The sequence below is a fragment of the Acidovorax sp. GW821-FHT09A11 genome (assembly GCF_059418365.1).
This window is the reverse complement of the sequence record NZ_JBWKPS010000006.1, coordinates 316,119-339,259: the sequence shown is the minus strand read 5'-3', so window position 1 is coordinate 339,259 and position 23,141 is coordinate 316,119. Positions and strand designations below refer to the sequence as shown.

At 67.8% G+C, this 23,141-nt stretch carries 22 protein-coding genes and 1 riboswitch; of the genes, 14 read left to right on the top strand and 8 right to left on the bottom strand.

From position 1 onward, the window contains the following. Nucleotides 1–324: 324 nt before the first annotated feature. The gene (locus AC07PV_RS17915; protein WP_494630940.1) at nucleotides 325–1,182 is read right to left on the bottom strand and encodes an HAD family hydrolase; all 858 of its coding nucleotides are present in this window, start codon (nucleotides 1,180–1,182) and stop codon (nucleotides 325–327) included. Nucleotides 1,183–1,260: 78 nt separating this feature from the next. Here AC07PV_RS17915 and AC07PV_RS17910 point away from each other — a divergent pair, with 78 nt between their 5' ends. After that, a complete protein-coding gene (locus tag AC07PV_RS17910; RefSeq protein ID WP_492253969.1) occupies nucleotides 1,261–1,617 on the top strand; it encodes a hypothetical protein in 357 nt (118 codons plus the stop codon). A gap of 19 nt (nucleotides 1,618–1,636) precedes the next feature. Here AC07PV_RS17910 and AC07PV_RS17905 read toward each other — a convergent pair whose 3' ends face one another. The 3 genes from AC07PV_RS17905 to AC07PV_RS17895 all read right to left on the bottom strand — a co-directional run bounded on the left by AC07PV_RS17905 (nucleotide 1,637) and on the right by AC07PV_RS17895 (nucleotide 4,940). Beyond that, a complete protein-coding gene (locus tag AC07PV_RS17905) occupies nucleotides 1,637–3,265 on the bottom strand; it encodes a peptide chain release factor 3 (RefSeq protein WP_218296249.1) in 1,629 nt (542 codons plus the stop codon). Nucleotides 3,266–3,411: 146 nt separating this feature from the next. Then, a complete protein-coding gene (locus AC07PV_RS17900) occupies nucleotides 3,412–4,194 on the bottom strand; it encodes an SDR family oxidoreductase (protein ID WP_494596422.1) in 783 nt (260 codons plus the stop codon). Between the two features lie 83 nt (nucleotides 4,195–4,277). Beyond that, a complete protein-coding gene (locus AC07PV_RS17895) occupies nucleotides 4,278–4,940 on the bottom strand; it encodes a TetR/AcrR family transcriptional regulator (protein ID WP_494596423.1) in 663 nt (220 codons plus the stop codon). 78 nt (nucleotides 4,941–5,018) lie between these two features. Between AC07PV_RS17895 and AC07PV_RS17890 the strand changes: the two genes are divergently transcribed. The 5 genes from AC07PV_RS17890 (at nucleotide 5,019) to AC07PV_RS17870 (ending at nucleotide 10,319) form a co-directional block, all read left to right on the top strand. Next, on the top strand, nucleotides 5,019–6,116 hold the full coding sequence (locus AC07PV_RS17890) for a DUF2855 family protein (protein WP_492244661.1): 1,098 nt from the start codon (nucleotides 5,019–5,021) through the stop codon (nucleotides 6,114–6,116). 62 nt (nucleotides 6,117–6,178) lie between these two features. After that, nucleotides 6,179–6,258: riboswitch (S-adenosyl-L-homocysteine riboswitch) on the top strand. A gap of 74 nt (nucleotides 6,259–6,332) precedes the next feature. Next, on the top strand, nucleotides 6,333–7,766 hold the full coding sequence (ahcY, locus tag AC07PV_RS17885) for an adenosylhomocysteinase (RefSeq protein WP_218339859.1): 1,434 nt from the start codon (nucleotides 6,333–6,335) through the stop codon (nucleotides 7,764–7,766). A gap of 113 nt (nucleotides 7,767–7,879) precedes the next feature. After that, on the top strand, nucleotides 7,880–8,878 hold the full coding sequence (locus AC07PV_RS17880; RefSeq protein ID WP_369643455.1) for a TlyA family RNA methyltransferase: 999 nt from the start codon (nucleotides 7,880–7,882) through the stop codon (nucleotides 8,876–8,878). Then, a complete protein-coding gene (gene metF, locus AC07PV_RS17875) occupies nucleotides 8,875–9,726 on the top strand; it encodes a methylenetetrahydrofolate reductase [NAD(P)H] (RefSeq protein WP_494630938.1) in 852 nt (283 codons plus the stop codon). The genes AC07PV_RS17880 and metF overlap by 4 nt, the downstream gene beginning before the upstream one ends. After that, entirely contained in the window at nucleotides 9,726–10,319 is a 594-nt protein-coding gene (locus AC07PV_RS17870; RefSeq protein WP_218296242.1) for a septal ring lytic transglycosylase RlpA family protein, read from the top strand. Before metF ends, AC07PV_RS17870 begins: the two co-directional genes overlap by 1 nt. Before the next feature lie 9 nt (nucleotides 10,320–10,328). Here AC07PV_RS17870 and AC07PV_RS17865 read toward each other — a convergent pair whose 3' ends face one another. Next, a complete protein-coding gene (locus AC07PV_RS17865) occupies nucleotides 10,329–11,216 on the bottom strand; it encodes a 23S rRNA (adenine(2030)-N(6))-methyltransferase RlmJ (protein WP_218296241.1) in 888 nt (295 codons plus the stop codon). A 306-nt stretch (nucleotides 11,217–11,522) separates the two neighbouring features. Here AC07PV_RS17865 and AC07PV_RS17860 point away from each other — a divergent pair, with 306 nt between their 5' ends. The 7 genes from AC07PV_RS17860 (at nucleotide 11,523) to mdtD (ending at nucleotide 17,933) form a co-directional block, all read left to right on the top strand. Continuing rightward, complete coding sequence (locus AC07PV_RS17860) at nucleotides 11,523–13,481, top strand: serine/threonine protein kinase (RefSeq protein ID WP_494630936.1); 1,959 nt, start codon at nucleotides 11,523–11,525, stop codon at nucleotides 13,479–13,481. A 194-nt stretch (nucleotides 13,482–13,675) separates the two neighbouring features. Further along, the gene (gene rplM / locus AC07PV_RS17855) at nucleotides 13,676–14,107 is read left to right on the top strand and encodes a 50S ribosomal protein L13 (RefSeq protein WP_008907237.1); all 432 of its coding nucleotides are present in this window, start codon (nucleotides 13,676–13,678) and stop codon (nucleotides 14,105–14,107) included. A gap of 11 nt (nucleotides 14,108–14,118) precedes the next feature. After that, nucleotides 14,119–14,511 carry a 30S ribosomal protein S9 gene (gene rpsI / locus AC07PV_RS17850; protein ID WP_005798582.1) on the top strand — a complete coding sequence of 131 codons (393 nt, stop codon included), beginning with the start codon at nucleotides 14,119–14,121 and terminating at the stop codon, nucleotides 14,509–14,511. 165 nt (nucleotides 14,512–14,676) lie between these two features. Then, the gene (locus tag AC07PV_RS17845; protein WP_218296239.1) at nucleotides 14,677–15,387 is read left to right on the top strand and encodes a DUF6776 family protein; all 711 of its coding nucleotides are present in this window, start codon (nucleotides 14,677–14,679) and stop codon (nucleotides 15,385–15,387) included. Nucleotides 15,388–15,569: 182 nt separating this feature from the next. Further along, nucleotides 15,570–15,968: a bactofilin family protein gene (locus AC07PV_RS17840; protein ID WP_218296238.1), complete on the top strand. Its 399-nt coding sequence runs from the start codon at nucleotides 15,570–15,572 to the stop codon at nucleotides 15,966–15,968. 60 nt (nucleotides 15,969–16,028) lie between these two features. Beyond that, entirely contained in the window at nucleotides 16,029–16,394 is a 366-nt protein-coding gene (gene erpA / locus AC07PV_RS17835; RefSeq protein ID WP_008907234.1) for an iron-sulfur cluster insertion protein ErpA, read from the top strand. A gap of 117 nt (nucleotides 16,395–16,511) precedes the next feature. Further along, nucleotides 16,512–17,933 carry a multidrug transporter subunit MdtD gene (gene mdtD / locus AC07PV_RS17830; RefSeq protein WP_218296237.1) on the top strand — a complete coding sequence of 474 codons (1,422 nt, stop codon included), beginning with the start codon at nucleotides 16,512–16,514 and terminating at the stop codon, nucleotides 17,931–17,933. Between the two features lie 39 nt (nucleotides 17,934–17,972). Here the strand turns inward: mdtD and AC07PV_RS17825 are convergent, their stop codons facing one another. Both AC07PV_RS17825 and AC07PV_RS17820 read right to left on the bottom strand, forming a co-directional pair. After that, nucleotides 17,973–19,085 carry an anhydro-N-acetylmuramic acid kinase gene (locus tag AC07PV_RS17825; protein WP_492253962.1) on the bottom strand — a complete coding sequence of 371 codons (1,113 nt, stop codon included), beginning with the start codon at nucleotides 19,083–19,085 and terminating at the stop codon, nucleotides 17,973–17,975. Nucleotides 19,086–19,121: 36 nt separating this feature from the next. Further along, nucleotides 19,122–20,489 (bottom strand): M23 family metallopeptidase, encoded by a 1,368-nt coding sequence (locus tag AC07PV_RS17820; RefSeq protein ID WP_218339853.1) that lies wholly within the window; start codon nucleotides 20,487–20,489, stop codon nucleotides 19,122–19,124. Between the two features lie 202 nt (nucleotides 20,490–20,691). Between AC07PV_RS17820 and tyrS the strand changes: the two genes are divergently transcribed. Continuing rightward, entirely contained in the window at nucleotides 20,692–21,924 is a 1,233-nt protein-coding gene (gene tyrS / locus AC07PV_RS17815) for a tyrosine--tRNA ligase (RefSeq protein ID WP_218339852.1), read from the top strand. 97 nt (nucleotides 21,925–22,021) lie between these two features. Here tyrS and AC07PV_RS17810 read toward each other — a convergent pair whose 3' ends face one another. Further along, complete coding sequence (locus AC07PV_RS17810; RefSeq protein ID WP_218296233.1) at nucleotides 22,022–23,017, bottom strand: LysR substrate-binding domain-containing protein; 996 nt, start codon at nucleotides 23,015–23,017, stop codon at nucleotides 22,022–22,024. Nucleotides 23,018–23,141: the final 124 nt, after the last annotated feature.

Below are 23,141 nucleotides of genomic sequence, written 5' to 3'. Positions count from 1 at the left end.
CCATCGTCCAAGGCGGCGGCCCCTGCGGCCGCGCCCGCCAAGGCAGCGGCAACCCGCGCGCGCAAACCGCGCGGGGCGGGCAAGCCGCCCCAGCCCGCCGAATAGGCCTGCGACGCCTGCCAAGCCGGCCAGAGTTGCCACGGAGCCGCCGGGCCGTGCAGCAGCGCATGCCGACGCGGCACGGCGCCCGGGCGCCTTGCGGCGCGGCCTTCGGTACGTGTCCTGGCGCGCCGCCTGCCTGCGCACCCGCGTGGGGTCGGGTGGTTAATTTGCTATAAAATATATAGCTATTGGCGCTTGCCTATCAAGTGCCAGGCGGCGTTTTCATTCAAACCCAGGGGTGGCTCGCTGGGCGCTCGGCGCCTGGCCGCGCCCGTGGCCCGACAGGATGGCCCGCGCCACCTCGGCAAACCCCGCGCCGCGTTCGCCCTTTGTCACATAGCGCGGCAGGTGCCGCAGCTGCGGCACAAAGCGCGCGATGTTGGCCACGCCCACGCTGTGGGTGAAGTGCTCGAACATCGCCTGGTCGTTGCCCGAATCGCCCACGAACACCCAGCGGTCCAGCTCCTGCGCCAGGTCCCGGCCCCACAGCGCGCGCACGATCCAGTTCGCGCCCTGCCACTTGTTGAAATCACCGAAGCAGCCGTGGATGTGGATGCTGCTCACCGTGGTCTGCATGCCCACGCGCTGCAGCACGGCCAGCACCCGCTGCACGGTGTCGGGCGTATGCCGGGCGAACTCGGCGTAGTCGAACGCGATGTCCGTCTCGCGCCCCGCGCTGTCGCTGCTCAAGTCCACGCCGGGCACTTCGGCCGCCACCAGGGCCGCGATCTCGCGCATGCGCGCCTGGTTGGCGCTGCGCGTGGCGACGTCCTGCTGGTAGCGCTTGGCCAGCGGCTGCCCGGAGCCCGGGCCCCGCGCAAACGCCACGGCACCGTTCTCCGCCACCATCGCATCCACGGGCCAGCCCGCGCCCGCGCCTGCGGCCATGAAGGGCTCGCACCAGCCGATCGGCCGGCCGGTGATGGGGATGACCACGAGGCCCGCCGCCTTCAGGTCGGCCAGCGCCTGCAGCGCGTCGGGCGTGATGGCGCCCTCGGTGGTCAGGGTGTCGTCGATGTCGGTGAAAACGCCCACCAGGTCGCGGCGGGCCTCCGGGGGCCAAAGGTTCAGGGCTTGCATGCGGTATGTCGTTATGCTGCGGCTCTTGCGCAAGAGAGCGCCATTGTCCGGGAGATAGTTGTCGTGCAGCGTGGGGCCTTGATCTTCTTCTTCATGTGGGCGGGGTGTTGCGCTGCGGCCCCCGCCATGGCGCGGGCGCCCGTCGATTCAGCGGCCGTCTGCCAGCGCGCGGCCGGCAAGCTCGATGGCCTGGTCCCGGAGTGGCGCGACCTCGTTGTGGAGTTCAAGGCCGAAGCCAGGAACCCGTCCGTGCTGGCCCTGGCCGAAGAGCACCGCCAGGGCCGCCTGAAGGCCAGCTTCCTGCACCACTGCCAGCGCGAGTGGGGCGCCCACCAGGCCACCTTCGTGTGCTTCAGCGGGTCGGTCACGGCGCTGGGGCTGGCGCTGTGCTTGCAGAAGGACACCAATCCCCATGGGTGGGAGTACCGGCCCTGAGGCCGCCCCGCAAAGCCGCTCAGCCCGCCTTCTGCAGGGCCAGGCCCGCATGCTCGCGCAGCGGGTGGAAGTGGATCTTGGGAAACCGCTCCTGCGCCAGGCGCACGTCATAGGGGCTGGTGCACAGGTAGGCCAGCGTATCGGCCGCGTCGTGCGCCAGGCGCAGCGGGTAGGCGTCCGTGAAGGCGCGCAGGTCGGCCGCGTTGTCGGCCGTGATCCAGCGGGCGCCCGTGTACTGGCAGCCTTCCAGGCGCACGTCGGCGTCGTACTCGGCCTTCAGGCGGTGCTGCACCACCTCGAACTGCAGCTGGCCCACGGCGCCCAGCAGCATGTTGCCGCCGGCGTCGGGCTTGAAGACCTGGATCGCGCCTTCCTCGCCCAGCTGGGCCAGGCCCTGCTGCAGCTGCTTGGTGCGCAGGGGGTTCTTGAGCACCACGGTCATGAACATCTCGGGCGCGAAGAACGGCAGGCCGGTGAACTGCAGGTTGGCGCCGTCGGTGATGGTGTCCCCGAGCTGCACGCCGCCGTGGGTGGTGAAGCCGATGATGTCGCCCGCGTAGGCTTCTTCCACCGCCTCGCGGCGCTGGCTCATGAAGGTCACCACGCTGGTGGGGCGCAGTTCCTTGGCGGTGCGCTGCACCTTGAGCTTCATGCCCGGCATGTACTTGCCCGAGGCCACGCGCACGAAGGCGATGCGGTCGCGGTGGTTGGCGTCCATGTTGGCCTGCACCTTGAAGACCACGCCGGCGAAGCCCTCGTCCTCGGGCTGGATGGTCTTGACCACGGGCTGCTTGTTGACCTCGAGCGTGCTCACGCGCGGGCCGGGCGGCGGGGCCATGTCCACCAGGGCGTCGAGCACTTCCATCACCCCGAAGTTGTTCACCCCCGAGCCGAAGAACACGGGCGTGAGCTTGCCGGCCAGGAAGGCCTCGTGGTCCCAGGCGGGCGATGCGCCCACGGCCAGTTCCATGCTCTCCAGCGCCGCATCGAACTCGGCGCCGAAGCGCGCACGCAGCGTGGCCTCGTCGGACAGCGGGATGGCCTCGAAGTCCTGCGGGCGGCGCTCGCTGCCGGACTCGAACACCGTCATCGTCTGGGTGCGCAGATTGATGATGCCGCCGAAGGCCTTGCCCTGGCCCACGGGCCAGGTCATGGGGCAGCAGGGCATGCCCAGTTCGCGCTCGACCTCGTCCATGATGTCCAGCGGGTCGCGCACCTCGCGGTCCATCTTGTTCACGAAGGTGATGATGGGCGTGTCGCGCTGGCGGCAAACCTCGATCAGGCGGCGTGTCTGCGCTTCCACGCCGTTGGCCGCGTCGATCACCATCAGCGCCGAATCGACGGCGGTGAGCACGCGGTAGGTGTCTTCCGAGAAGTCCTTGTGGCCGGGCGTGTCGAGCAGGTTGATCACGTGTTCGCGGTACAGCATCTGCATCACCGACGAGGCCACCGAGATGCCGCGTTGCTTTTCGATCTCCATCCAGTCCGAGGTGGCATGGCGGCTGGCCTTGCGGCCCTTGACGGCACCGGCGATCTGGATCGCGCCCGAGAACAGCAGCAGCTTTTCCGTCAGCGTCGTTTTACCGGCGTCGGGGTGGGAAATGATGGCAAAGGTGCGGCGGCGCCGGGTTTCTGAGGCGTAGGACACAGGGGGGTTCCAGAAGGGGGTCAGGGCGCGCTGCGGCAGGACTCTGCGGCAGTCGGCGCGGCAGGCGCAGCGGCGCCCGGAAGCGGCGATTTTACCGGCGCCCGCTGCGAACCCTCTTCCGGCCGTTCTTCAACGCCCGTTTCCGTTCAGTTGGCCTGTGCCTGCGCCTGGGCGTGCCGGGCATACATCTTCTGCATGCCGCCCAGCCAGCGCTCGTAGTCCTGCCCCTTGTTGCGGAAGTATTGCGCCACTTCGGGGTGGGGCAGCACCAGGAAGCGCCCGTCCTGCATGGCGGCCAGCACGTCGCCCGCCACCTGTTCGGGCGGCAGGATGCCGTCGTGCGAGGCCGAACCGCCATCGCCCGTCACCATGGCGGTCTGCACCGACTGCGGGCACAGGCAGGCCACACCCACGCCCCGGCGGCCGTAGGCGATGCGCAGCCACTCGGCGAAGGCCACGGCGGCATGCTTGGTGACGGCGTAGGGGGCGGACTCGACGATGGTCAGTAGCCCCGCCGCCGAGGCCGTGACGAGGAAGAAGCCCTCGCCGCGCTCCACCATCTCGGGCACCACGGCGCGTGCGGCCCACACGTGGGCCATGCCGTGGATGTTCCACATGGCGTCCCACAGTGGGTCCTCGAGTTCGATGCCGCCCGGGCGGCCCAGGATGCCGGCGTTGGAGATGTAGGCATCGACCCGGCCGTAGCGCTCGCGCGTGGTGGCCACCAGCGCCTGGATGTCGGCTTCCTTCGACACATCGCAGCGCACGGCCAGGCCACCGATCTCGTCGGCCACGGCCTGCGCGGGCGCGAGGTGCAGGTCGGCCACGACCACGGCGCGGGCGCCTTCCTGCGCAAAACGCCGCGCGATGCTGCGGCCGATGCCGCTGGCGCCGCCGGTGACGATGATGACCTTGTCCTTGGGGTCCATGCAGTGCTCCGTCTGTGTTTTTTGGTGAGGGCGCCAGTGTCGGGCGGCCCGCGGGGCAAGGCAGCCGCGCAGGTGACAGGGCTTCAGCCCGGCGCGCTGGCGGCCTGCAGGATGGCGGCGCAGCACAGTTGCTCCACACCGTCGGCCCACTGCCGCATGGCGGCGGGATCGAGCTGCAGCAGCAGCGCATAGCGCCGCCCACCCCAGGCCGAGAGGTGCAGCGCCTGCAGCAGTGCTTGCCCGGGCGGGCGGGGCAGGTCGGTGCAGGCGGCAATCACCCGGCCCCAGGCGGCGGCCAGCTCTTCGTGCACGCGGCGGTGGTGCCGGGGCTCGGCCATCTGCGCCTCCAGCGCCAGCATGTCGGGGTGGAAGGGCGGCAGCCCGGGCGCATCCACGCCGCCCACCAGGCGCACGAGATGGTGGATGCGCTGCGTCCATGGCAGGCCCTCGGGCTGCACGGCCTCGCGGTCGATGGCGGCGAGCAGGGCCTCGACGCAATGGCGCACATAGCCCGACAGCAGCGCTGTCTTGTTGGGGAAATAGTCGTACAGCGTGCCGACGGAAATGCCGGTTTCCAGCGCCACGTTGCGCGTGGTGAGCTTGTCCCAGCCGTCGCGTTGCCAAATCCGAACAAAGGCGTCGTAGATGGCCTGCACCGTGAAGCGCGCCCGGGCCTGGCGGGGGCGCTTGAGCGGCCTGGGGGCCGCGCTGGAGCTGGCGGCAAGGGTCTTGCGCGGCGGGTTCACCGGTTTCCGAACCCACGCGGCGGCAGGGCGCCATACAGTGCCCTGAGTGTTTTCTCACCCTTGAAACGGAGACTTCCCATGACGCTGCTCACCCGCCTGTTGACCGACAGGAATGCATTGAATCACACCCGCACCGAGGAGCTCCCCCTTGCTCCACTGCAGCCCGGCGAGGCCCTGCTGCGCGTGGACCGCGTGGCGGTGACCACGAACAACATCACCTACGCCGCCTTTGGCGACGCGATGAAGTACTGGGACTTTTTCCCCACGGGGGAGGCAGGCTGGGGCCACATGCCCGTGTGGGGCTTTGCCGACGTGGTGGCCTCCGGCGTGCAGGGCGTGGCCGTGGGCGAGCGCTTCTACGGCTACTGGCCCATTGCGAGCCATGTGCGCATGGCGCCGGTGCGCGTGACGGCCCGGGGCTTCTACGACGGCGCGGAGCACCGCCAGTCGCTCACCTCGGCCTACAACCAGTACACGCGCACCAGCGCCGACCCGGCATACCGGGCAGGCGATGAAAACTACCAGATGCTGGTGCGGCCGCTGTTCATCACGTCGTTCATGCTGGCGGATTTCCTGCAGGACAACGGATTTTTCGGCGCGCGGCGGCTGCTGTTCTCCAGCGCATCGAGCAAGACGGCCTACGGCACCGCGTTCTGCCTGGAGGGGCCCGGGCAGATCGAGCGCCTGGGGCTCACCGCGCCGCGCAACAGTGCCTTCGTGCAGGGCCTGGGCTGCTACCAGCGCACGGTGGCGTATGGTGAGCTGGAGGCCCTGGATGCCGGTGTGCCCACGCTGTATGTCGATTTCTCGGGCGACGAGGATCTGCGCTCGCGCGTGCACCACCACCTGGGCGATGCCCTGGTGTACGACTGCTATGCGGGGTCGGCGCAGAACACGCACTTCCTGCGCGACACGGCCCTGCCGGGGCCCGCGCCCGTGTTCTATTTCGCGCCGGTGCAGATCAGGAAGCGCAATGCGGACTGGGGCCCCGAGGTGGTCAACCAGAAGTTCAATGCCGCCCAGCGCGCGTTCATCGACCGCGTCGGCAGCGCGCACCAGCCCTGGATGCGGGTGCGCGAACACCAGGGTTTCGCGGCGGCGCAGGCCCTGGTCGAAGACCTGCATGCGGGCCGCATCGATCCGCAGGAAGGCCACGTGGTCGTGCTGGCGCCGTAGCGCGGCCCAAGGCATCGAGGCGGGGCGCTCCCTCGCCTCCCGCACTTGCTTTTATAATCCGCCGATCCGAGGAGCGTTGCAGCGTCCCCAGCACTGGCGGGGCGTGAGGCTCGGAGTCATCTAGCAACGACGCTCATCCACTTCTCGTGTGGTGAGCCTTCCGTCTCATCCCCGCGCTGAATGTGGTCTTTCAAACATGCTTTGGAGCACACCATCATGAACGCACGCGTCAACGCCCCGGTCAACACCGACTGCATCATTGCCGACATCGGCCTGGCCGCCTGGGGCCGTAAAGAGATCCGCATCGCCGAAACGGAGATGCCCGGCCTGATGGCCATCCGCGAGGAATTCGCCGCCAAGCAGGCGCTCAAGGGCGCCCGCATCACCGGCAGCCTGCACATGACGATCCAGACCGCCGTGCTGATCGAGACGCTGCAGGCCCTGGGTGCCGAGGTGCGCTGGGCTTCGTGCAACATCTTCTCCACGCAGGACCACGCCGCCGCCGCGATTGCCGCCAGCGGCACGCCCGTGTTCGCCGTGAAGGGCGAGACCCTGGCCGAATACTGGGACTACACCCACCGCATTTTTGACTTCGGCCCCGCCGGCACCGAAGGCGAAGGCCCCAACCTGATCCTGGACGACGGCGGCGACGCCACGCTGCTGATGCACCTGGGCAAGCGCGCCGAAAAGGACGCATCGCTGATCGCCAACCCCACCAGCGAAGAAGAAACCTGCCTGTTCGCCTCCATCAAGGCCAAGCTGGCCGTGGACCCGACCTGGTACAGCCGCAAGAGCGCGCAGATCATCGGCGTGACCGAAGAGACCACGACCGGCGTGCACCGCTTGAAGGAAATGTCGGCCAAGGGCTCGCTGATGTTCCGCGCGATCAACGTGAACGACTCGGTGACCAAGAGCAAGTTCGACAACCTGTACGGCTGCCGCGAGTCGCTGGTGGACGGCATCAAGCGCGCCACCGACGTGATGATCGCCGGCAAGGTGGCCTGCGTGGCCGGCTACGGCGACGTGGGCAAGGGCTCTGCCCAGGCCCTGCGCGCCCTGAGCGCCCAGGTCTGGGTGACCGAGATCGACCCCATCAACGCCCTGCAGGCCGCGATGGAAGGCTACAAGGTCGTGACGATGGAATACGCCGCCGACAAGGCCGACATCTTCGTGACCACCACCGGCAACAAGGACGTGATCACCCACGACCACATGAAGGCCATGAAGGACCAGGCCATCGTCTGCAACATCGGCCACTTCGACAACGAGATCCAGGTCGCGACGCTCGAGCAGTACGAGTGGGAAGAGATCAAGCCCCAGGTGGACCACGTGATCTTCCCGGACGGCAAGCGCATCATCCTGCTGGCCAAGGGCCGCCTGGTGAACCTGGGCTGCGGCACGGGCCACCCGAGCTTCGTGATGTCGTCGAGCTTCGCCAACCAGACCATCGCCCAGATCGAGCTGTTCACCCACAGCGACTACTACGAGAACGGCAAGGTCTACGTGCTGCCCAAGCACCTCGACGAGAAGGTGGCGCGCCTGCACCTCAAGAAGGTGGGCGCGATGCTCACGGAGCTTTCCGACGAGCAGGCCGCCTACATCGGTGTGCCCAAGCAAGGCCCGTACAAGCCCGACACGTACCGCTACTGATCGTGCGGGTGGCTGTTGCTGCTCCTTTTTTGGGAGCGGCCAGCGCTTGTGGATAAAGCGGTAGAAGCCATTTTGGCTATGAAATCCATCGTCGATTGACGAGAGAGTGACGCATGCGCGCAGATGTTTTTTTGGTGGAGTCCGGCCATGCGGCCACGCGTTCGCAGGCACAGCGGCTGATTGCTGCAGGCGTCGAGTGGCGCCTGTCGCCGCTGGCGCCCTGGCAGAAGGTGGCCAAGAACGGCGATGACATCCCGTCCGTGGCCGAGGTGAAGCTGCTGGACGATGCCGAGGCCAAGTACATCTCGCGCGGCGGGCTCAAGCTGGAAGGCGCCTTGCGGGCCACGGGCCTGCCCGTGGCCGGGCTGCGCTGCCTGGATGTGGGGCAGAGCACCGGTGGGTTCACCGATTGCCTGTTGCAGCAGGGCGCGGCGCAGGTCGTCGGCGTGGACGTGGGCCATGGCCAGCTGCACGAGCGGCTGCGCAGCGATCTGCGGGTGGTTTGCGTCGAGGGCGTGAATGCGCGCTCGCTGACCGCCGAGGCGCTGCAGCAGGCGTGCGAGGACGCGCTCTCCGAAGCCGTCGATGTGGACGAGGACAACGAGACCCAGCCCGAGGCGCCCTACAGCTGGATGCGCAACGGCGGGCTGGTGGACGACGCCTACGATGACAGCGGCGACGCCAAGGACCAGGACATCGAAGCCTTCAAGTCCGAGCGTGCGCAGCGTGCCGAGGCGCGCGCGCTGGGCACGCTGCCCGTCCAGCGCCGGCGCCGCGCCGAATGCGCGGGCGTGGACACGACCCCGTTGTTCGACGTGGTGGTGGGCGACCTGTCCTTCATTTCGCTGACCCTGGTGCTGCCTGCCATCGCCGCATTTCTGCGGCCCGACGGCCACCTGCTCATGCTGGTCAAGCCGCAGTTCGAGCTGCAGCCCGGCCAGGTGGGCAAGGGCGGCATCGTGCGCGACGAGGCGCTGTACGCCGTGGTGGAAAAGCGCATCCGTGACTGCTGCGCCGAACTGGGCCTGGCGGTGCACGCCTGGCTGGACAGCCCGATCCAGGGCGGCGACGGCAACCGTGAATTTTTTGTTTATGCGAGGAGGGCCACATGATTGCTGCCAATGCCCAGGGCATCGGTTTCCCGGTGAGCTTCGAGTTTTTCCCGCCCAAGACGCCGGAGGGGGCCGACAAGCTGCGCACCGCGCGCCAGCAGCTGTATGCGCTGCACCCTGATTTCTGTTCGGTGACCTACGGCGCGGGCGGTTCCACGCAGGAGGGCACGTTTGGCACGGTGCGCGAAATCCTGGCCGAGGGGGTCGGCGCAGCCTCGCACTTCTCGTGCATTGGCGCCACGCGCCAGTCCGTGCGCGAGCAGCTCGCCATGCTCAAGGACATGGGCGTCAAGCGCCTGGTCGCGCTGCGCGGCGATCTGCCCAGCGGCTATGGCGCGGGCGGGGAGTTCCACTACGCCAGCGACCTGGTGGCCTTCATCCGTGCGGAGACCGGCCGGGACTTCCATATCGAGGTGGCGGCCTACCCCGAGGTCCACCCCCAGGCCAAGTCGCCCGAGGCGGACCTCAAGGCGTACATCGCCAAGGTGCAGGCCGGAGCGGACTCGGCGATCACCCAGTATTTCTACAACAGCGATGCGTATTTCCGCTTTGTGGAAGACGCGCAGCGACTGGGGGCCAATGTGCCCGTGGTGCCCGGCATCATGCCCATCGGCAGCTCCACCCAGCTGATGCGCTTCTCGGACGCCTGCGGCGCCGAGATTCCCCGCTGGATACGCCTGCGCCTGCAGTCTTTCGGCGACGACACGGCGAGCATCAAGGCCTTTGGCCTGGATGTGGTGACCGACCTGTGCGACCGGTTGCGCAGTGCCGGCGTGCCGGCCCTGCACTTCTACACGATGAACCAGAGTGCCGCGACGCTGGAGATCTGTCGCCGGCTGGGGATCTGATGCGCCAGCCGCGCGGCGATGCCGCGCTGACGGGCCCGGTGGAGGGCCGCCGGGCCGCCCTGTGGTGGAAGGTGCTCGGGGTGGTCTGCTGCGGTGTTTCGGTGTGGGGCTGCTCGTCCTGGGGGCGTGCGCAGGGGCTGTCCGCCGAGGCCGACGCACTGGCCCCGCACCTGCTGAGCGTGCCGGGCGAGGCCATGCTGATCGACCCGCCGTCGCGCCCCGGTGGGCGGGAGGATGGCACCGAAAGCCCGCAGGCCCCGCAGCTGCGCCTGCCCGCCGACGAGGTGGGCCTGGCCTCCTGGTACGGCGCGAAGTTCCACAAGCGCCGCACGGCCAGCGGAGAGCCCTTCGACATGAAGGCGCTCACCGCGGCGCATCCCACCTTGCCGTTCGGCTCGCGCGTGTGCGTGCGCAGCCAGGCCACGGGCCGTTCGGTCGTGGTCCGCATCAACGACCGGGGCCCGCACACGGGCAACCGCGTGATCGATCTGAGCCGGGGGGCCGCCGAGGTGCTGGGGATGGTGGGCCTGGGGCTCAAGCCCGTGGAGCTTTTTGCGCTGGACGAGGGCGAGCGGGACTGCCCCGCCCCCTGACCGCCGCCGTCAGCCGCCGGATTCGAGCGTGTGCGTGGCGTGCTTGTCTTGCGCCAGCAATTCCACCATCTGCGGCAGCGCGGTCTTCAGCGCCGCCTTCAGGGTGAAGGGCGGGTTGATCAGGAACATGCCGCTGGCCGGCAGGCCGGGGCGCTTGACGTCGCCCGCGGCGTTTTCAGTGAGCTTGCTGTTCTTGACCGTGAGCGTGGCATGCAGCCAGCCCTTGCCGGCCTTGGTGGCCAGCGTCTTGAGGCGGCGCGGCAGGTCGTGGGCTTCCGGGCGCGGGATGATGGGGTACCAGAACGCATAGGTGCCGGTGGCAAAACGCTTGAGCGAGTCGGCGGCCATGTCGAGCACCTTGGCGTAGTCGCTCTTGATTTCATAGCTGGGGTCGCAGAGCACAAGCGCGCGGCGGGCCGGCGGGGGCAGGAATTTCTTGATCCCCTCAAACCCGTCTTCGTGCAGGACGGCCACCTGGCGGCCTGCCTCCAGCTGGGCCACGTTGCCCGCCAGCGCCCGCAGGTCCGTGGGATGCAGCTCGAAGAGCTTGAGCTTGTCGTGGCCGCGCAGCAGGCGCTGGGCGATGAACGGGGAGCCCGGGTACACGCGCAGCGCACTGCCCTGGTTGAAGGCGCGGACCATGTCCACATAGGCCTGCAGGGCGGGCGTGAGGGCGGGCGCGGTGGGTGCAAAAAGCCGGACGATGCCGTCCGCGGCCTCGCCGCTGGTGCTGGCATAGTCGCCATCGAGCCGGTACAGTCCCGCGCCCGCGTGGGTGTCCAGCACGGTCAGTGCCGCGTCTTTCTCGGTAAGGTGTTGCAAGGCGGCGATCAAGACCGTGTGCTTGAGCACATCGGCATGGTTGCCTGCGTGGAAGGCGTGGCGATAACTGAACATGGCCCTATGGTAACGAGTGCGCCCCCGGCGCAGCGCAGTCGATGGGGCCATGGCCCGGCGGCAGGCCCCGGGCGCGCGGTCATGATCCGATGCGAATTTGTCATGGGCCCGGGCGCTGCCTGTCCCCACGGCGCGGCACAATCGGCGCTTGTCTGACCAGGGTGTGTAACTTTTTTGGCAGACCGGAAGCCTTTTGTTTCTGTCATGCATGCTGGCATGCTTCATGATTGCGATGAAAACGGCCTTGGCACCCGTTCGCTCACAATCCCCCGCCGAAGCCCGCATTCACGCCCCATTCTCTTCACCATGATCGCAAGTTCCAGCCAAGCCTCTGCCAGTGGTGTCAGCCATGTGGATGCGCTGCCCCCCGGCACCCGCCTCGCGGAATTCGAGATCCTGGCGCTCCTTGGCGTGGGCGGGTTCGGCATGGTCTACAAGGCCTTCGACCATTCTCTGCACCGGGCGGTGGCGATCAAGGAGTACATGCCTTCGGCGCTGGCGGGCCGTGCGCAGGGCCAGTCGCTGTGGGTGCGGTCGTCGTCCGACCAGCAGACCTTCCATGCCGGGCTGGCGTCTTTCGTGGGAGAGGCGCGCCTGCTGGCCCAGTTCGACCATCCCTCGCTCGTGAAGGTGTTCCGCTTCTGGGAGGCCAACAACACCGCGTACATGGTCATGCCGCTGTACACCGGCATGACGTTCAAGCAGGCCCGCGCCCAGATGCGCACCCCGCCCCCCGAGATCTGGCTGCGCAAGGTGCTGTGGTCGGTGCTCGGCGCCCTGCGGGTGCTGCACGACGGGAAAACCCTGCACCGGGACATTTCGCCCGACAACATCTTCCTGCAGGACAGTGGCCCTCCGGTGCTGCTGGACCTGGGCGCCGCCCGGCATGCGATCAATGACCAGGACCGCAAGCACACGGCCGTGCTCAAGGTGAACTACGCACCCATCGAGCAGTATTCCGATGGCGACGAGGAACTGCGCCAGGGCCCCTGGAGCGACCTGTACTCCCTGGCCGCCGTGGTGCATGGCTGCCTGTGCAACGACACCCCGCTGCCCGCGACCCTGCGTTCCATCCGTGATCGCATGGTGTCGTTCTCCCGGGTGGCAAGAACCGTCAAGCGCCAGTTCGGCGTGGAATATTCCGCGCCCTTCGTGGCGGCGATCGCGCAATCCCTGGCGCTCAAGCCCGAGGACCGGCCGCAGAGCATCGATGCGTTCCTGCAGCTCATGGAGATGACGTCCGCGCCGGAAGGAAGCGAACATTTCGATTTCCGCGCCGATCTGGGCGACATCTGGGTCGAGCCCGCCGACCAGCCCGGCCCGGGCCTGCTCACGCCCACGGTGGATGTGACGTCCGCGGCCAGCAGCGTGGTGGAGATACCGCCCCAGGCGCCGCGCGCCGCGGTGCAGGCGCCCGCCCGCGATGCGCGCGAGGACGCCCCCTCCGGGGAGGAGGCCGCGGCCGGCGGCGACACCGTGATGCTCGGGGGGCCGGACACGGTGGCCGCCGAGGCTGGAGACACAGTCTTCATCGACGCCGGGGATACCGTCGTGGCCGACGACTCCCGCTATGACGACCCTGCGGCCGGCCACCGGCACGGGGCCGCCGCGCGGCATGCGCACGATCACCGGCCGCGGCCGATGGAGCGTGAGGTTCCCCGTGCCGCAAGCAAGACGGCCAGAACGGCGCGGCGCTCCCCCGTGGTGGTCTGGCTGGGCGTGGCCGTTTTTGCCGTGGTGGCCTCGGCGGCAGGACTGCGCTGGGCCCAGAGCAGCAAGGCGCCGCACGACGACATCATCACCGAGATGGCCGAGCGGCCGGCTGCCACGCCGCCCGCCCTGGTGGAGACCGCGCTGGCCGACATGGCTGCGAGCGCGCCGGCTGCGGTGGCTTCCCTTGACGGCGCGGCGGGCGCTGCGGTGGCTGCATCCCTGCCTGCGCCTGCCTTTGTTCCGGCCTCCGCGCCGCGCACGCCGCCCCGGACCGCGAAGCGCGCGGCGCCCGAGCCCACACCCGTGCAGGCCGTGGTGCACGAGGAACCCCCGCCAACGCCGCCCCCGGTCGTGGCCGAGCCCAAGCCTCGCCCGCTGCCGCCGCGCGTGCCCAGTCCGCAGGAGGCCTGTGCCGACGCCAATTTCCTGGCGCGGCCCATGTGCATCCACCAGGAATGCCAGAAGCCGTCGCAGGCGGGGCAGGCCGTGTGCGTGGAAAACCGCCGCCGCTACGAGGCCGAGGAGCAGCGCCGCCGCCAGACCCCCAACTGAGGGTGGCCGCCGGGGCCTGGAGCACTGTGCGCACGGGCGGCTTGCGCCCCTGGCACGCAAATTCGTATAATCGAGGGCTTCGCAGCGCTTTGTGGTCCCGCGGCGGAGACATTTTCGCCACCTAAGAGGCTTCCTTCAGAGAAGCACCGACCGTGGAAAAGGACCCGCCAAACCCTCTTCATAAGAGAAAACTCATGACTACTACTTTCAGCGCCAAGCCCGCTGAGGTTGTGCACGAGTGGTTTGTGATTGACGCGACCGACAAGGTCCTCGGACGAGTAGCCAGCGAAGTTGCTCTCCGTTTGCGCGGCAAACACAAGGCCATTTACACGCCTCACGTCGATACCGGTGACTTCATCGTCATCATCAACGCTGCCCAGCTCAAGGTCACCGGCACCAAGTCCCTGGACAAGGTGTACTACCGCCACTCGGGTTACCCCGGCGGCATCACGGCCACGAACTTCCGCGACATGCAAGCCAAGCACCCCGGCCGCGCGCTGGAAAAGGCCGTCAAGGGCATGCTGCCCAAGGGCCCCCTTGGCTACGCGATGATCAAGAAACTCAAGGTGTACGGTGGTGCTGAGCATCCCCACACCGCCCAGCAGCCCAAAGTGCTGGAAATCTAAGGAGCCTTGAGATGATTGGTGAATGGAACAATGGCACCGGCCGTCGCAAGTCCAGCGTCGCCCGCGTGTTTCTGAAAAAAGGCTCCGGCAAGATCACGGTGAACGGCAAGGACATCCAGTCCTACTTCGGCCGCGAAACCTCGATCATGATTGCCAAGCAACCCCTGGCGTTGACCAACCATGTCGAAACCTTCGACATCCAGATCAACGTCCACGGCGGTGGTGAATCCGGCCAGGCCGGCGCTGCCCGCCACGGCATCACCCGCGCCCTGATCGATTACGACGCATCCCTCAAGCCCGTCCTGAGCCAAGCCGGCTTCGTGACGCGCGATGCACGTGAAGTCGAACGTAAGAAGGTCGGCCTGCACTCCGCACGCCGCGCCAAGCAGTTCTCCAAGCGTTAAGCTGGCTGGGCACTGCCGGACACCCGCCCCTGGGCGGATGTCCAACCCCTGCAAAGCGCTCCGTCCTGAATTGCTTTACAGAGCAAAAACCGCCTCCGGGCGGTTTTTTCGTTTAAGGTGCGCTCTTTTCTCCCGGGCCTCCCCGATGACTCCCCTGTTTTCACCATGCGCCTTCGCCTTCTGCGCCGCCGGCTGACGATCAGCGCCCCCCGGGTGGCCATCCGCAGCGCCTTGCCCTGGCCCCTGCGCTGGCTGGCCTTGGCGGTGGTTTTCGGGTTCTGCGCGGCGGTGGCGCTGTGGGCCTTCGAGTTCGGCAAGTCGATCGCGGGCCTGGACTCCGTTTCCCGGGACGAACTGCTCCAGCTGCGCGCGGAGGTGGCCCGCCTGCGCGGCGTGGGCCAGGAGCAGCAGACGGTGGCCCATACGGCCGAGAGCCTGCTCGTGACCGAGCGGGCCGCCAAGGAAAGCCTGATGGCGCAGGTGCGACAGCTCGAGGCGGACAATCGGACGCTGCGCGAGGACCTGGGGTTTTTCGAGAAGCTGATTCCCGCGGCAAAGACCGAAGGGCTCGCGATTCGCAGCCTGCAGGCCGAAGTGCTGGGAGGGATGCAGCTGCGCTGGCAGGTCCTGGTGATCCAGGCCGCGCGCAATGCGCCCGAGTTCAATGGCCGGCTGGAACTGGTGCTGGCAGGCACCCAGGACGGCAAGCCCTGGACGCAGACCCAGCCGGCCCAGGGGCAGCCCCTGCAGGTCAAACAGTACCGGCGCATCGAGGGGGTCCTCGATCTGCCGCCCAGTGCCGTGGTAAAAACCGTGACCGCCCGCGTGCTGGAAGGCACGACAGTGCGCGCCGTGCAGGCCATGGCCATCGACTAGTAGGAGCACCCGCAAGGCGCCCGCGATGGCCCCGGCCAGGCTGTCGTCGTCGAGAGAGGCCCCCGCCGCAAGCGCCGGGCCCGCGCAGAGGCCGCGCCGGTACGCCGTGGGCCTGGCATCCCGTTGTTTCCCATCCGCACGCTCCTTTCGGCCGGAGCGTGTCCTTTCAGGAGTTCTCACCCATGTTTTCCCGCAAAAAGCAGCCACCGATCAAAAGCCTGGTCGCCCAGGGCACCCGGATCGAGGGGGATGTGCACTTCGCAGAAGGGATGCGCATCGATGGCGAGGTGGTGGGGGACATCCGCGCGGGATCGGAGCAGTCCAGCATCCTGGTGATTTCCGAGACGGCCCGGGTGGAGGGTGCGGTGCACGCCGACCATGTGATCGTCAACGGGCAGGTGGTGGGCCCCGTGCATGCCGCGGAATTGCTGGAACTGCAGCCCAAGGCCAAGATCACAGGCAATGTGCACTACAAGGCGCTGGAGATGCACCAGGGCGCTGTGATCGCCGGGCAGATGTGCCCTGTGGCCGTGCTGGTGGAGGAAAAGCCCCCACTGAAGTTAGCGTCAAACAGCCAGTGAACTGAATTCCCGAGCGGTCTGAAGTACTATTCACCGCAAACATTGAACCCGGAGTACCCCATGAGCGCTGTTGCCGAAAACATCCAGACCGAAATGCCCGCCCCCATTCTGTTCACGGACAGCGCGGCGGCCAAGGTGGCGGACCTGATCGCCGAAGAGGGCAATCCTGACCTGAAACTGCGCGTTTTCGTGCAGGGTGGCGGTTGCTCGGGGTTCCAGTATGGCTTCACCTTCGATGAAATCACCAACGAAGACGACACCACCATGACCAAGAATGGCGTGTCGCTGCTGATCGATGCCATGAGCTACCAGTACCTGGTCGGCGCCGAGATCGACTACAAGGAAGACCTGCAGGGCGCCCAGTTCGTCATCAAGAACCCCAACGCCACCACCACCTGCGGCTGCGGCTCCAGCTTCTCCGCCTGAGGGTGTGCCTCTGCGCCGCGCCAGCGGCACGGAATGAAACGACAAGCCGCCCGGACGGGCGGTTTTTTCATGGGGATACCCCTTTTCGTTTTCCTGGAAAAGCCATCCTGGCGTGCCATGCAGCAAGACAGATCCCTGAAAGTGCTCCTGTGGCTGGTGGCCATCGGCTTCTTCATGCAGACGCTGGACGCCACCATCGTCAACACCGCGCTGCCCGCCATGGCCCGCAGCCTTGGAGAAAGCCCGCTGCGCATGCAGTCGGTGGTGGTGGCCTATTCGCTGGCCATGGCCATGCTGATACCGGCTTCCGGGTGGCTGGCCGACCGTTTTGGTTCACGGCGCGTCTATCTGTCCGCCATCGTGCTGTTCGTGCTGGGTTCGGTGTGCTGCGCGCTCGCGCAAAGCCTGACCCAGCTGGTGGCGGCGCGCGTGGTGCAGGGGCTGGGCGGGGCGTTGCTGCTGCCGGTGGGGCGGCTGGTGGTGCTGCGCACCTTTCCGCGCGAGCAGTTCCTGCAGGCCATGAGTTTCGTTGCCATTCCGGGCCTGATCGGGCCACTGATCGGCCCCACGCTGGGCGGCTGGCTCGTGGAGGCGGCGTCGTGGCACTGGATCTTCCTCATCAATGTGCCGGTGGGGCTGGTGGGCTGCATCGCCACCCTGCGCTTCATGCCGGGCGAGCCCGTGACCTTCGTGCCCCGCTTCGACCTGGCGGGCTACCTGATGCTCGCCTTCGGCATGGTGTCGCTCTCGCTGGCGCTGGACGGCCTGGCCAGCATGGGGTTGCGCCAGGCGGGCGTGCTGGTGCTGATGGTCTTCGGGCTGGCCAGCCTGGTGGCCTACTGGCTGCACGCGGCGCGGCGGGCCGACCCGCTGTTCTCGCCGCGGCTCTTTTCCATTGACACACTGCGCATCGGTCTGCTGGGCAACCTGTTCTCGCGCCTGGGCAGCTCCTGCATGCCATTCCTGGTCCCGCTGCTGCTGCAGGTCACCATGGGCTACTCGCCCCTGCAGGCCGGCATGATGATGCTGCCCGTGGCCATCGCCGGCATGTCGATGAAGCGCTTCACCACGCCGCTGATCACCCGTTTCGGCTACCGGCAGGTGCTGGTGGGCAACACCCTGCTCGTGGGCGTCACGATGGCCAGCTTTGGCCTGGCCGCTCCCACGCAGCCCCTGTGGGTGCATGTGGCGCAGCTGGCGGTCTTTGGTGCCGTGAATTCCCTGCAGTTCACCGCCATGAACACCGTGACGCTCAAGGACCTGGAACATGCCATGGCAAGCAGCGGCAACAGCCTGCTGTCGATGGTGCAGATGGTGGCCATGGGAATGGGCGTGGCGGCCGCAGGGGCGGTGCTGGCTGCGTTCACTGATTTCTTCCCTGCCGGCGGCGCCCAGGAGACGCTGAGGGCGTTCCAGGCCACGTTCGCATGCATGGGGCTCATCACCGTGGCCTCGGCGGGCATCTTCTGGCAGCTGTCGCCCCAGGACCGCGCCGGCAGCCGGGCCGCCGCCACGGCGGACGCCACGGACCACGGCTGAAGGGGGTTTCGGGGAAGGGGTCGCCAGGCCCGGCCCGGATCAGGCCGGGTAGACCGCGCCCAGCACGCGGGCGCCCACGGCCCCGGTGACGCTGGCCAGGTTGCCGGGCTGCCCGTGCAGCGCCTGCCGCGCCAGCCAGGCAAAAGCCGCGGCCTCGACCTGCAGGGCCGGCAGGCCCAGCGCATCGGTGGCGACGACCCGCACGGCGGGGCATGCGGCCTGCAGCCGCGCCATCAGGTGGGTGTTCAGGGCGCCGCCACCGCACACCGCCAGGGTGTTGCTATTCTCTTGATAGCTATTGGCACTGATGGCGCAAGCGCGGGCGGTGTATTCCGTCAGGGTGGCCTGTACGTCCACGGGGTCCGCCGATGCCCATGGCTGCAGATGCCGCGCGAGCCAGATGGGGTTGAACAGGTCGCGCCCCGTGCTCTTGGGCGGGGGCTTGTGCAGAAAGGGTTCGTCAAGCAGCGAGGCCAGCAGCGCCGGCAGCACCTGGCCGCTTGCGGCCCATGCACCGTCCGCATCGAAAGGCTGGCCGGTATGCTGCTGGCACCAGTGGTCCATCAGCGCGTTGCCGGGGCCGCAGTCAAACCCCAGCACGCTGGCCCCCCCGGCACCCAGCACGCTGAGGTTGGAGATGCCGCCGAGGTTGAGCACCAGCACGGTCTCGTCCGCGCGGCCGAACACGCCCTGGTGGAACGCGGGCACCAGGGGCGCACCCTGGCCGCCGGCGGCCACGTCGCGGCTGCGGAAATCCGCCACCACGGTGATGCCCGTGCGTTCCGCCAGCACGGCGGGGCTGCCCAACTGGAGGGTGTAGCCCGTTCCGTCGAATTCCTGGGGGCGGTGGCGCACCGTCTGCCCGTGGGCTCCGAGGGCGCGGATGGCGCTGGCCGGCTGTCCGCTGCGCTCCAGCAGCGCGTGCACCACCTCGGCATACGCGCGCGACAGCGCATTGCCCGCCAGCGCTGCGCGGTGCAGCTCGTTGCTGCCAGGGGTGTTCAGGGCGAGTAGTTCCGCCCGCAGCTCCGGCGCGAACGCCATGCTGGCGTGGTGCGTGACCACCATGCGGGGGCCGGAAAAATCCGCCAGCACCCCGTCGATGCCATCGAGCGAGGTGCCCGACATCAGGCCGATGTACAGATCAGACATGGCCCGGGGGATGTGCGCGCGGATGCTGCCAGCGGCTCAGTCTGCGCTGGCCTGTTCGACAAGCGCCGCAGCGGACAGCTGGATGCGCATGTTGGACGCCAGGCGCTCGAACGCGGGTCGCCCGGCCGCCGAGACGGGGGCCGCCGCTTCGCTCTGGGCGACGATGGTCTGCGGATCCTGGTGCACGCCGTTCACGCGGAATTCGAAGTGCAGGTGGGGGCCGGTGGCCCAGCCGGTGGCGCCCACTGCGCCCAGCGTCTGGCCCTGTTCTACGGACTGGCCCTGGCGCACGTCGATGCGGCTCAGATGGGCGTACACGGTGACGTGCTGGTTGCGGTGCTTGACGAAGACCACGTTGCCAAAGCCGTTCTGCACGCCGGCAAACTCGACCACGCCGTCGCCCACGGTGCGCACGGAGGTGCCGGAGGGGGCCGCGAAATCGGTGCCCAGGTGAGCGCGCCAGGTCTTCAGGATGGGGTGCATGCGCATCTTGAAGCCGCTGGTCACGCGCGAGAACTCGACCGGCGAGGTCAGGTAGGCGCGGCGCATGCTCTCGCCGTCGAGCGTGTAGTAGGCGCCCTTGGCGGCGCCCGGCTCCTGGAACCACAGGGCCTGGTGGGTCTTGCCGTTGTTGACGAACTCGGCGCTCAGCACCCGGCCGCTGGACAGGGGCTCGCCGTCGGCTTCCAGGGTTTCATACACCACCGAGAAGCGGTCGCCCTTGCGCAGCGAACGGCGAAAGTCGATGTTGCCCGAGAAGAGTTCGGCCATCTGCACGGCCACGCCGTCGGGGATGTTGGAGGCATCGGTGGCGGCGAACAGCGAGCTGTGGATGATGCCGCCCGCCAGGCGGCTGCCCACCGTCATCTTGGCGGTTTCGATGCGGGAGCTGAATTTGTCGCCGTTGCGCTCGACGATGAGCCGGCGGAAGCTGCCGCTGTCGTCGGGCACCCAGCGCACGGTCAGGCGGGTCAGGCGGTGGTCGTCGGTGGTCTCGGCCGACACGGCACGGCCGGTGCGCCCGAGCACATTTTGTCGCACAGGAGTGTCACCGCGCATGAACGCGGCGGCGGCCGGGTCGGCCACGCCCAGGCGCTGCAGCAGCGATTCGGGGGTGTCGCTGCTGCGCACCTGTTCGGAGCGGAACAGCGAGAAGCCCGGGGCGTCGAGCTCGCCCAGCACGAGGTTTTCGGCCAGCGATTCGACGGGGTAGCTCACCATGCGCACCGGCAGCTCGGCCGGGTCGGGCGCAAAGGACGCCACGGCGAACGCGCCGCCGCCGCCCGTCAGCAGCAGGGCTGCGACAGCGGCGGTGATGCGTTTGGGATGTTGTTGGATCGTGCGGGACAGCCGGTCAAGCAAAGCGGTGCTGGCGGTGCGGACCGTAGTGAGGCCGTGAATCAAAGGTCTATCCCCAGGGTGAGCGTGACTTCCTGAAACTCCCCCGTTGCGACGGCGGGGCGAGGCCAGGAACACAGGCTGCCAGGCATGTGGCCATGCGACAGCGTGAAAACAGGTCGAAACGGCGGGCCTACTAGAATCCGCCTCAAGCAATGTGGGCTGAAGTATAGCGGTGCATGCTGTCTAGACATCCCAAAAAACCCTTATGAATCAATCTGCTGTTACAACAACCCCGGTCTCTGATGGTGTAAGACAGGCCCTTGAAATCTCGCTGCGCGGCGTGCAGGAACTGCTGCCGCAGGACGAATGGGTCAAGAAGCTGGCGCGCTCGGAGGCCACGGGCCAGCCGCTGCGCATCAAACTGGGACTCGATCCCACGGCACCCGACATCCACATCGGCCACACGGTGGTGCTGAACAAGATGCGGCAATTGCAAGATCTGGGCCACCAGGTGATCTTCCTGATCGGGGACTTCACGAGCCTGATCGGCGACCCTTCCGGCCGCAACAGCACGCGCCCGCCGCTCACGCCCGAGCAGATCAAGGTGAACGCCGAGACCTACTACAAGCAGGCCAGCATGGTGCTGGACCCCGCGCGCACCGAGATCCGCTACAACAGCGAATGGAGCGAGCCCCTGGGCGCGAGCGGCATGATCCAGCTCGCCTCCCGGTACACCGTGGCGCGCATGATGGAGCGCGACGATTTCCACAAGCGCTTCACCACCGGCCAATCCATCGCGGTGCACGAGTTTCTGTACCCGCTGATGCAGGGCTACGACTCGGTGGCCCTGAAAAGCGACCTGGAGCTGGGCGGCACCGACCAGAAGTTCAACCTGCTCATGGGCCGCCACCTGCAGCAGGAATACGGCCAGGAGCCGCAGTGCGTGCTCACCATGCCGCTGCTGGTGGGATTGGACGGCGTGGACAAGATGTCCAAGTCCAAGAACAACTACATCGGCATCGCCGAAGAGCCCAACACCATGTTCGCCAAGGTGCTGTCGATCAGCGACACGCTGATGTGGGACTGGTACACGCTGCTGTCGTTCAAGAGCCTGGCCGAGATCGCCGCGCTCAAGGCCGAGATCGCGGGCGGGCGCAACCCCAAGGACGCGAAGGTGATGCTGGCCAAGGAAATCACCGCGCGCTTCCACAGCGCTGCGGCGGCCGATGCGGCCGAGCAGGATTTCATCAACCGCAGCAAGGGCGGCGTGCCCGATGAGATCCCCGAAGTGTCCCTGTCGGGTGCGCCGCTGGGCATCGGTGCCTTGCTCAAGCAGGCCAACCTGGCGCCGTCCGGCAGCGAGGCCAACCGCCTGATCGACGGCGGCGGCGTGCGGGTGGATGGCAGCGTGGTCAGCGACAAGGGCCTGAAGCTGGCCGCCGGCACCTACGTGGTGCAGGTGGGCAAGCGCAAGTTTGCACGGGTGACCTTGGCCTGATTTTCAGTCAAATTGGCCGCTGGCGCTTGATGAATAAGCGCGAGTAGCTATCAAAATAAAAGCGCTGACCCAGCCGGGTTCAGCGCTTTTTTTGTGGTCAGTCCAGGTTGTCGTTCAGGTCCGGGTCCGGCACATCCCCGATCGCCTCGCGCGTGGCCTGGGCCTGCACCTGCAGCCAGGCGCAAAACGCCTTGATCTCCGGCCGCTGCGCGCTGCGGGGCCCCACCATCAGCCAGTAGGCCAGCGGGGAGTCGATGCGGTGGCCGGGCAGCACCTCCACCAGGTCGCCTGCGGCCAGTGCATCGGCAATCAGCGGCATGCGCGCCAGCGCCAGGCCCTGGCCGGCGAGGGCGGCCTGCACGATCTGGTGGGCGTAGTTGAAATACAGCCAGCGCTCGGGCTGCAGCTTGGCCAAATCCCGCGCGTCGAACCAGCGGCGCCAGCTGAGCCATTCCAGGTGCTGGCTGCGGTGCGCGTCGCCCGCCTCGATCAGCGTGAACTGGGTGACATCGGCCGGCGTGCGCAGGGGCTTGCCGCTCTTGAGTAGCCAGGGGCTGGCCACCACGGCCAGCTGCTCGCCAAACAGGCGCTGTCCGCCCAGGGTGCCCGCGCCCGGCATGCTGTAGCGCAGGGCCAGGTCCACGTCCGAGGTTTCCAGGTCCACCGGCACGTCGCTCGCATCAATGCGGATGTCGATGCCCGGGTTGTCGCGCTGGAACTCCTCCATGCGCGGGATCAGCCACATCGATGCGAAGCTGGCCCAGGTGGTGATGGCCACGCTGCGGCGCCCGGCCGTCTGGCGCACCAGGCGCACGGCGGCGTCCATGCGCTCGAGCGCCGGGGCCACGGCGCGCTGCAGCTGCGCGCCCGCGCTGGTCAGCTCCACCGCCCGCGTGTGGCGCAGGAACAGCGCCACGCCCACTTCTTCTTCCAGTGCCTGGATCTGGCGGCTCACGGCGGACTGGGTGAGCGCCAGCTCGTCGGCGGCGGCGCGGAAGTTCAGGTGCTTGGCCACGGCGAGAAAGGCGCGCCAATGGCCGGTGGCCACGGGGCGGGTGCGAAGGACGGCAGGGGAGTATTCGGCAGAGGCCATGGCAGGTGTCCTGGATGCGATTCATGCGTTGGCGGAATGAATAGCGTACCGCGTTTTCATTGGACTGTGTGTGCCGCCGAGCGCACTATCCAGTCTCCGAAACACCTTTTCATCGAAGCCAAGG